Raw genomic sequence first — 8869 nt, 5'->3', positions numbered from 1 at the left:
GCCTGCGGCTCCAGCACCGCCAGCAGCGCCTCGCCGAATTCCTGGTCGGGAATGCCGAACACCGCGCAATCGTGCACGCCGGGAAGCGCATGCAGCGCGGCCTCGATCTCGGCGGGATAGATGTTGACGCCGCCCGAGATCACCATGTCGCGCTTGCGATCGCAGATGAAGACATAGCCGTCCTCGTCGATATAGCCGACGTCGCCCGAGGTGATGAACCCGTCGCGCTCGATCTCGGCGCGCTTTTCCGGCTTGTTGTGATAGGTGAAATCCGGATTGCCCGAGATGCGCGAATAGATTTCGCCGATCTCGCCTTGCGGCAGCACCCTGCCGTCATCGCCGATGAAACGCAGCTCCGCGCCCGGCGAAATCCGGCCGACGGTGCCGGGCTTTTTCAGCGCGTCCTCGGAACTGGCGAAGGTGACCGCGCCGGATTCGGTGGAGCCATAGAATTCATGGATCACCGGTCCCCACCATTCGATCATCGCGCGCTTGACGTCGGGTGGACAGGGCGCAGCGGCGTGGATGACGTGACGCAGCGACGACATGTCGTATTGGCGGCGGATCGGTTCCGGCAGCTTCATCAGGCGGATGAACATGGTCGGCACCATGAAGATGGTGTCGATGCTCTGCTCTTGGATCAGCCGCAAGAATTCCTCGGGCTCGAAGCGCGGCATCAGCACCAGTGCGCCGCCGAGGCGGCCGGCGCGCAGGCCGAACGAGTTCGGCGCGGAATGATAGAGCGGGCCCGGCAGCAGCGCGCGGGCTCCGGGCTTGAGGCCATAGATCATCGCGCGCATGCGTTCGGCATGGGCGGTCTGTTCCGGCGTCGGCGCGGCGCGGCGAACGCCCTTGGGGTGGCCGGTCGTGCCGGAGGTATAGATCATGTTCTGCGGCTGCGGCACCGCGGGCCCATCATAGGGCGGATATCGTTTGAGCCAGCACTCCAGATCGATCGCGAAATCCGGGGTCGCCAGGTGATCGGGATCGATGTTGTAATTGGCCAGAATTTCCGGCGGCGTCGGCGCGCTCAGCACGGTGACCCCGGCCGGGATCGCCTCGCGCAACGGATGCAGCAGGTCGGCATGCGCGATCAGCGCCGAGGTGCCGGAATCCTTCAGCACATAGTTGATTTCTTCCGGCTTGAAATGCCAATTGACCGGCACGCCGTAGGCGCCGAGCCGCATCGCGGCGAAGGCCGCCTCGATGAAGGCGATATCGTTGCGCATCAGCAGGCAGACACTGTCGCCCGGCCCGACGCCGAGCGCGTGCAATCCGCCGGCGATGCGGCCGGCGCGATCGGCGACCTCGGCGTGGTCGCGCCGGCGCTCGCCGCTGATGATGCCGAGGAACAGGGGTGAGGTATCGGTCATTGATGACAGTACGAGGCGCTAAGCGTCCGCGAAGCGCGGCGGGCGCTTCTCGATATTGGCGCGGACCGCCTCGATCTGGTTGGCGCTGCCCATCAGTTTCATCTGCTCCACCGACTCGGCGAGCAGCGCCGGCCCCGGGTCGACCGTGAGATTGTTCAACATCCGCTTGGCGGCGCGGATCGCGTCGGGGCTCTTGCCGGCGATCTCGCGCGCGATCTCGAAGGCGGCGGCGCGCGGATCGTCGCAAATTCTTGTCGCAAGCCCGTAGCTCAGGGCTTCCTGCGCCGAAAAGATCCGCCCGGTGTAGGTCAGCTCGCGCAAGATATCGTCGCGCACGAGGCTCGCCAGGATCGGCGTGCCCGCCATGTCCGGCACCAGGCCCCATTTGATCTCCATGATCGACATCCGCGCGTCGGGGCTGAGCAGGCGCATGTCGGCGCCGAGCGCGAGCTGGAAACCGCCGCCGAACGCCACGCCGTGGATTGCGGCGATCACGGGCACCGGAAGCCGGCGCCAGCCCCACACCGCCTGCTGCGGATAATTGGCGAGCCCATGAGTACGGACCGAAAGGTCGCGCTTTTCCCCGCCGTCGATCCCGTCACCGCCCGTTTCCTTCATGGCCGCGAAGCGTCCCATGTCGAGACCGGCGCAAAACGAACGCCCCTCGCCGGACAATACTACCGCCCGCACGCTGCTTTCCTTGCCGAGCCGCTCGGTGGCAGCCACCAGCGCGTCGAACATCGCGGCATCCAGCGCGTTCATCTTGTCAGCCCGCACCAGGCGGACATCGGCGATACCGTCCGAAATCGATATCGAGACGCGTTGCTCCATCGGATTGTTCCTCCACCCTTATTCCCGGTTGCCGCTTTACAGAAAGGCCGTCATCCGGTTCTAGTCACCCGACCAATTAACAGACAAACGCTTGGGGTGGAAACGATGTTCAACGATCAGCTTCTCGCCGGGCGGCGCATTCTGGTGACCGGCGGCGGTACCGGCCTCGGCAAATCGATGGCCGCGCGGTTTCTCGGGCTGGGCGCCGAGGTCCATATCTGCGGCCGCCGCAAGAGCGTCTGCGACGAGACCGCGACCGAGTTGATGGATCTGCACGGCGGACGCGTGGTCAGCCATGGCGTCGATATCCGCAACGCCATGGCCGTCGACGAGATGATCGAAGCGATCTGGACCGGCGGCCCGCTCACCGATCTCATCAACAACGCCGCCGGCAATTTCATCTCGCGCTCGGAGGAGCTCAGCCCGCGCGGCTTCGATGCGGTCGCCAACATCGTGATGCACGGCACCTTCTACGTGACGCATGCGGTGGGACGGCGTTGGATCGCCGCCAAACAGCGCGGCAATGTGGTGTCGATCACCGTGACCTGGGTGCGCAACGGTTCGCCCTATGTGGTGCCCTCGGCGATGAGCAAATCCGCGATCCATGCCATGACGATGTCGCTGGCGGTCGAATGGGGAAAATACGGCATCCGCCTCAACACCATCGCGCCCGGCGAAATCCCGACCGAGGGCATGAGCAAGCGCATCAAGCCCGGCGACGAGGCTGGCGCGCGCACCAGGGCGATGAATCCCATGGGCCGCGTCGGCACCATGGAGGAACTGCAGAATCTCGCGGTGTTCCTGATCTCCGGCGGCTGCGACTGGATCAACGGCGAGACCATCGCGATGGACGGCGCCCAGGCGCTGGCGACGGGCGGCAACTTCTATCAGTTGCGCGACTGGAGCGATGACGACTGGAACAAGGCGCGCGACTCGATCAAGGCGCAGAACGAGAAGGACCGGGTCGCGAGGGGGTGACATTGTCGTCCCGGCGAACGCCGGGACCCATAACCACCAGCATCAATTGTTACGAAGGCAACTAACCCCATCGCCTTACTGATGGGCCGCGGCGTATGGGTCCCTGCTTTCGCAGGGACGACGATGCCGTATTGTCTTTAACTGGAGTTGACGCCAAACTGCGCGCAACCAAGACAAGATACCCACGGGACCAACATGTCCACCTCACAACAACTGACAAACCTCGCCGACATGGTGCGTGACCGCGCGAACAGCCGCGGCCATGCGCTGGCCTATGAATTCGAGGGACGCCAGACCAGTTTTGCCGAGTTCGACATCAACACCAATCGCGTCGCCAACGCGCTGCTGGCGATGGGTGTCAGGCCGGGCGAGCGCATCGCCTATCTCGGCAAGAACAGCGACATCTATTTCGAGCTCCTGCTGGGCGCGATCAAGGCCAATGTGGTGATGGCGCCGGTGAACTGGCGGCTGGCCGGGCCCGAGGTCGCCTTCATCGTCGACGACTGCAGGGCGCCGGTCTTGTTCGCTGGACCTGAGTTCATCACCCAGGTCCGCAACATCAAGGCGCAATTGCCAAATCTGCGCACCGTGATCACGACCGAGGGCGGCGCGGGCGAATGGCAGGATTTTGCGGCGTGGCGCGACGCGCAGAGCGGCAAGGACCCCAGGGTTCCGATCAGTCCGAAGGACATCGCGATCCAGCTCTACACCTCGGGCACCACCGGCAAGCCCAAGGGCGCGATGCTGTCGCACGCCAACTTCCTCAATCTGGTCCAGACCGGCAGCGAGGCCGAAAAGCCCGAATGGAACACATGGACGACCGACGACGTCTCGCTGGTGGCGATGCCGATCTTCCACATCGGCGGCTCCGGCTGGGGCGTGATGGGCCTCTATCACGGCGCCAAGGGCGTGATCGCGCGCGAGTTCGATCCGACCAAAGTGCTGGATTTCTTCGAGCAGTCCGGGATCACGAAACTGTTCATGGTGCCGGCCGCGATGCAGTTCGTGGTGCGGCAGCCGCGCGCCCGGCAGGTCGATTTCTCGCGGCTGAAATACATGCTCTATGGCGCCTCGCCGATCCCGGCGGCTCTGCTGAAGGAGTGCATCGAGGTGTTCAAATGCGGTTTTGTGCAGATGTACGGCATGACCGAGACCACCGGCACCATCGTCGCGCTGCCGCCTGAGGATCACATCGAGGGGCTCGACCGCATGCGCTCGGCCGGCAAGGCGATGCCCGGCGTTGAGCTCGCGATCCTCGATGCCGACGGCAACAAACTGCCGCCCGGCGAGGTCGGCGAGATCGCCACCCGTTCCGGCTCCAACATGGTCGGCTACTGGAACCTGCCGGAGGCGACCGCAAAGACGCTCGGCGCCGACGGCTGGCTGCGCACCGGCGATGCCGGATACATGGACAGAGACGGCTATCTCTACATCCACGACCGCATCAAGGACATGATCATCTCCGGCGGCGAGAACATCTATCCGGCCGAAGTCGAGAGCGCGATCTGCGATCACCCCGACGTGGCCGAAGCCGCCGTGATCGGCATCCCCGACGACCAATGGGGCGAAGCGGTCAAGGCCGTCGTGGTGATGAAGCCGGGCAAGCAGGCGACGTCGGCCGACATCATCAACTTCACCCGCGAGCGCATCGCGGGCTTCAAGACACCGAAGACGGTGGATTTCCTGGACGCGTTGCCGCGCAATCCTTCCGGCAAGATCTTGCGGCGAAATTTGCGTGATCCCTATTGGGTGGGGAAGGATCGGCAGGTGAATTGATCCTCCTCGTCGTCCCGGCGAACGCCGGGACCCATACGCCGTGACGTTCGTGATATGGGAAGTTTTAATTACCTTGTTTGGCCAGCGAGCCTCAAACCATGCCCTGTGGTTATGGGTCCCGGCGTTCGCCGGGACGACGTGATGGAGGGCGCCCCCCCTCAATGCTTCCCCGCCCCCATATAGCCGAACAAAATCCCGCCACTTTCCGCTTCTGGATTTCCTCGCTGCCTTCGGTGATGCGGTAGCGGCGGCGGTGGCGGTAGATGTGCTCGTACGGCGCGGACCGGGAACGAGCATCGCAACGTGCTCTCTCCCACCTGTCGAACCTTTCACGGCGATCCCGCTACGACCGCTTCGCCTCATCAAGGAATGCCTGCACGGCCTCGAACAGTTTTAGCCGGTTCCTCTCCATGATGATGCTGTGGGTGCCCTCCGCGAGCGCCACGTAACGCTTGCCCGGCGAATTCACCAGCAGCGGGAACAGCCCCTGCGCCATGTAGGGCGGCGTGTCCCTGTCCCACTCGGCGTGAATCAGCAGGGTCGGCACCGTGATCTTCGCGGGATCGTAGTACGGCTTGCCAGCGCCGAAGAAGTCCGCGCTGTCCTGGATCACGCCGTTCGGCGCGCGCACGACCGGCGGCGACATCTGCGCGCCGACGGGGTCCGTAGCAAAGGTCGCGTCCGCCCAGGCATCGAACCAGCCGGCCGGGATCAACGAGGCCTTCTTGTCGTCCGGCACGCCGGTGTACCAACGCTCCCTGGCCTGCTCGCGCGTCACCATCCGGTAGGCTCCGAGCTTGCCCGGGCCGCCCTGCACCAGCGACGGCGTCTGCCGGATCCAGGCCGGCGCATACAGCACCAGACGCTCGACCTTGTTGGCATTCTGCGTGGTGTAGGTCGCCATCAGCGTGGTGCCCCACGACCAGCCCAACAGGTTCAGCCGCGGGATGTTGCGCTTCTGCAGGATGAAATCGACGGCCGAGCCGATGTCCTTGACCGCGGTTTCTCCGCGCACGATCGGCCCGTTGGCTTCCGCCTTGTCGCTCATTTCCGGCGGACGGGTCGACTTGCCATAGCCGCGCAGGTCGAGCAGCCAGACATCGTAGCCGCGTGAGGCCATATACTCCATCCAGGACAGGCCATCGAGCTTGAGATCGAAGGCGGTTTCGGACGGATAGGTGGCGCCGTGGACATACAGCACCGTCTGCTCGGGCCGGAAGCTCGACATGTTGGCCGGCCGCTTGTTGCGCACGTAGATTTCGATGCCGGGATCGCCGGTCTTGACCATCATCTCCTCGGTCACGAGCTGCGGCGTCTGCGCCAATGCCGACGTGCCGAAAATTGCCGAGAGCACGAATCCCATTGCCATTCCGAGTTGCTTCAATTCCGCCTCCCATTTCCTGCGTTCTTGCGCGGGCCTGAGGGATCGTACACCTCCGCGGGCCCGCTGTCCTGAATGCTCTAATGCTTGCCCGCACCCATGTAGCCGAACAGAAATCCCGCCACCTTCCGCTTCTGGATTTCCTCGCTGCCTTCGGTGATGCGGTAGCGGCGGTGGTGGCGGTAGATGTGCTCGAACGGCTTGTGGCGCGAATAGCCCATGCCGCCATGCACCTGCATGGCGCGGTCGGCGGCCTCGCAGCACAGCCGGTTCGCCCAGAAATTGCACATCGAGACCTTGTCCGAGAGCGTGTGCTCGACCTCGGCCTGGGTGAGCCGGTCCATCTCCCACGCGGTCTTGCGGATCAATAGCCTCAGCATCTCGGCCTGTGTCGCGAGTTCCACCAGCGGCCACTGGATCGCCTGGTTCTCCGCCAGCGCCTTGCCGAACGGTTTTCGCTCGCGCGCATATTTGACGCTCTCGTTGATGCAGTAGACCGCGGCCCCCAGCGAACTTGCCGCCTGCCGGATACGGTTTTCATGCACGAAGCATTGCGCCAGCGACAGGCCGCGGCCGACTTCGCCGAACAGCGCATCGTCGGGCACGAACACGTCGGTAAAGCTGACGCGGGGATGGTCGGTGGGCATGTTGAAGGTCCACATATACTCCTCGACCTTCACGCCCTCGGTCCTGGCCGGCACCAGGAAACAGGTGATGCCGCGCGCATCGCCGTCGTTGCCGCTGGTGCGGGCAAACAGCGCGCAATGCGTCGCCACATGCATGCCGGTGGTCCACATCTTCTCGCCGTTGATGACCCAGCCCTTGACGTTGTCGCGGGTCGCAGGCGCCGCTTTGGTTGCCATATGGGTAGCGTCCGAGCCATGCTCGGGTTCGGTCAGGCCGAAGGTGATGCGGTACTTTCCGGTGATCGAGCCGTCGATCATCGCCTTCTGGTCGTCGCGGCCGTAGCGGTCGAGCATGGTCACGATGGGCAGATTGCCGACGATCGAATGCTCGTTCTGCAAATCGTTGTGCAGGCCGAGTCCCCTGGCGGCGAAATGCTCGCGGATCACCGCCATCCAGAGGTTGGACCCATCCTTGCCGCCATAGCGCTTCGGGATCGCAAAGCGCAGGTGACCGGCGGCATCGGCGAGGTTTTTTGCCTTGCGCAGCAGCGCTTCCCACTCTTGCCGCGGCAGGCCGCCCTTGTCGAAATCGGTGCGCGCCCATTCGCGGCGATGATCGAAAAAACGGATGTTGTCGTCGGCCGCTTCCAGCGGCTTGATCTCGCGGGCGATGAAGCGATCGAGTTCGTCGAGATAGGCGACCAGTTCGGCCGGCAATGCAAAATCCAAGGCAGTCTCTCCCGAAAGTAGCGTTTATTGCGTTGGTCGATTGGCCATCGATTAAGGTGACAAGCTCCCGGTCAAGTCAAGCAATGGAATATCGCTTGTGACGCGCAGGCCGGTTGCGTAATTGGATGGGATCGAACGGCGGGTGAGCGCCAAAATTCCTCGCCACAGAAAAAACGACGGGAGCAAACATGGATCTGAAATTCTCCAAAGTGGAGCGCAAGGGCCCGATCACGATCGTGACGCTGTCGCGGCCGGAAGTGTATAACGCCCTGCATACCGACGCGCATTTCGAACTCAACAAGGTGTTCGACGGCTTTTCCGCCGATCTCGCGCAATGGGTGGCGATCGTCACCGGCGCCGGCGACAAGGCGTTCTGCGCCGGCAACGATCTGAAATGGCAGGCGGCGGGGGGAAAACGCGGCTGGGACAAGGGCGGCTTCGCCGGCCTGACCTCGCGCTTCGACTGCGACAAGCCGATCATCGCCGCCGTCAATGGCGTCGCGATGGGCGGGGGATTTGAAATCGCGCTGGCCTGCGACCTCATCATCGCCTCCGAAAACGCCACCTTCGCGCTGCCCGAACCGCGCGTCGGCCTCGCCGCGCTCGCCGGTGGCGTGCACCGGCTGCCGCGGCAGATCGGATTGAAACGCGCCATGGGCATGATCCTCACCGCGCGCCATGTCAGCGCCAGGGAAGGTCTTGAGCTCGGCTTCGTCAACGAAGTGGTGCCACAGGGTGAAGCGCTCGCCGCCGCCGAGCGCTGGGCCGAGACGATCTGCAAGAACTCGCCGATGTCGATCCGCGCCTCCAAGCAGGCGATCCAGCGCGGCCTCGCGGTGTCGCTGGAACAGGCGATATCGGAACAGCGCGAGTATCCGGCGGTAAAGGCGATGGCGGCGTCGCAGGACTATATCGAGGGACCAAAAGCGTTCGCCGAAAAGCGCCAACCGAAGTGGCTGGGGAAGTAAGGGTCTCGTGTCCCGGACGCGGTGCAGCGTCCCTTCGACGATGCGCCGCAGAGCCGGGACCCACGCCGCTGGACCCCGGATCAGCAGCGCACCACGCCGCAAGGGCGGCGCGCTGCGCAGCATCCGGGGAACGAGCAGCTATCATTTTATCTCCAGCTCCCGCTTGTACGACGCGTAATTCGGCTGATCGACGGCGAGCTTGTCCAT

At 64.1% G+C, this 8869-nt stretch carries 7 protein-coding genes and 1 pseudogene; 3 read left to right on the top strand and 5 right to left on the bottom strand.

Features of this window, described 5'->3' with window-relative positions:
- Together WCE35_RS00540 and WCE35_RS00535 are read right to left on the bottom strand one after the other, a co-directional pair.
- On the bottom strand, positions 1 to 1373 hold a 1373-nt coding region (locus WCE35_RS00540), incomplete at its 3' end, for an acyl-CoA synthetase (RefSeq protein WP_424591401.1).
- 18 nt (positions 1374 to 1391) lie between these two features.
- On the bottom strand, positions 1392 to 2204 hold the full coding sequence (locus tag WCE35_RS00535; RefSeq protein WP_424591400.1) for a crotonase/enoyl-CoA hydratase family protein: 813 nt from the start codon (positions 2202 to 2204) through the stop codon (positions 1392 to 1394).
- Between the two features lie 105 nt (positions 2205 to 2309).
- On the opposite strand from WCE35_RS00535, the gene WCE35_RS00530 reads away from it, so the two are divergent.
- Together WCE35_RS00530 and WCE35_RS00525 are read left to right on the top strand one after the other, a co-directional pair.
- Positions 2310 to 3182: an SDR family oxidoreductase gene (locus WCE35_RS00530; protein WP_424591399.1), complete on the top strand. Its 873-nt coding sequence runs from the start codon at positions 2310 to 2312 to the stop codon at positions 3180 to 3182.
- A gap of 195 nt (positions 3183 to 3377) precedes the next feature.
- Positions 3378 to 4958: a fatty acid--CoA ligase gene (locus WCE35_RS00525; protein WP_424591398.1), complete on the top strand. Its 1581-nt coding sequence runs from the start codon at positions 3378 to 3380 to the stop codon at positions 4956 to 4958.
- Between the two features lie 158 nt (positions 4959 to 5116).
- Here the strand turns inward: WCE35_RS00525 and WCE35_RS00520 are convergent.
- The 3 genes and pseudogenes from WCE35_RS00520 to WCE35_RS00510 form a co-directional block, all read right to left on the bottom strand.
- Positions 5117 to 5247: pseudogene (locus WCE35_RS00520) on the bottom strand (acyl-CoA dehydrogenase); the annotation flags it as partial.
- Positions 5248 to 5301: 54 nt separating this feature from the next.
- The gene (locus tag WCE35_RS00515) at positions 5302 to 6342 is read right to left on the bottom strand and encodes an alpha/beta hydrolase (RefSeq protein WP_424591397.1); all 1041 of its coding nucleotides are present in this window, start codon (positions 6340 to 6342) and stop codon (positions 5302 to 5304) included.
- Positions 6343 to 6419: 77 nt separating this feature from the next.
- Positions 6420 to 7694: an acyl-CoA dehydrogenase family protein gene (locus tag WCE35_RS00510; protein ID WP_424591396.1), complete on the bottom strand. Its 1275-nt coding sequence runs from the start codon at positions 7692 to 7694 to the stop codon at positions 6420 to 6422.
- A 188-nt stretch (positions 7695 to 7882) separates the two neighbouring features.
- Here WCE35_RS00510 and WCE35_RS00505 point away from each other — a divergent pair, with 188 nt between their 5' ends.
- Positions 7883 to 8662, top strand: a complete 780-nt coding sequence (locus WCE35_RS00505; RefSeq protein WP_424591395.1) for an enoyl-CoA hydratase-related protein — start codon at positions 7883 to 7885, stop codon at positions 8660 to 8662.
- Positions 8663 to 8869 lie beyond the last annotated feature (207 nt).

It is taken from the genome of Bradyrhizobium sp. (assembly GCF_049691595.1).
GTDB lineage: Bacteria > Pseudomonadota > Alphaproteobacteria > Rhizobiales > Xanthobacteraceae > Bradyrhizobium.
Note: the sequence above shows the minus strand (reverse complement) of the source record. Positions and strands in the feature narration are given on the sequence as shown.

Coding starts and splice junctions, on each gene's coding strand:
- WCE35_RS00530 (WP_424591399.1), top strand. CDS start 2,310: ATGTTCAACGATCAGCTTCTCGCCGGGCGGCGCATTCTGGTGACCGGC.
- WCE35_RS00505 (WP_424591395.1), top strand. CDS start 7,883: ATGGATCTGAAATTCTCCAAAGTGGAGCGCAAGGGCCCGATCACGATC.
- WCE35_RS00535 (WP_424591400.1), bottom strand. CDS start 2,204: ATGGAGCAACGCGTCTCGATATCGATTTCGGACGGTATCGCCGATGTC.
- WCE35_RS00525 (WP_424591398.1), top strand. CDS start 3,378: ATGTCCACCTCACAACAACTGACAAACCTCGCCGACATGGTGCGTGAC.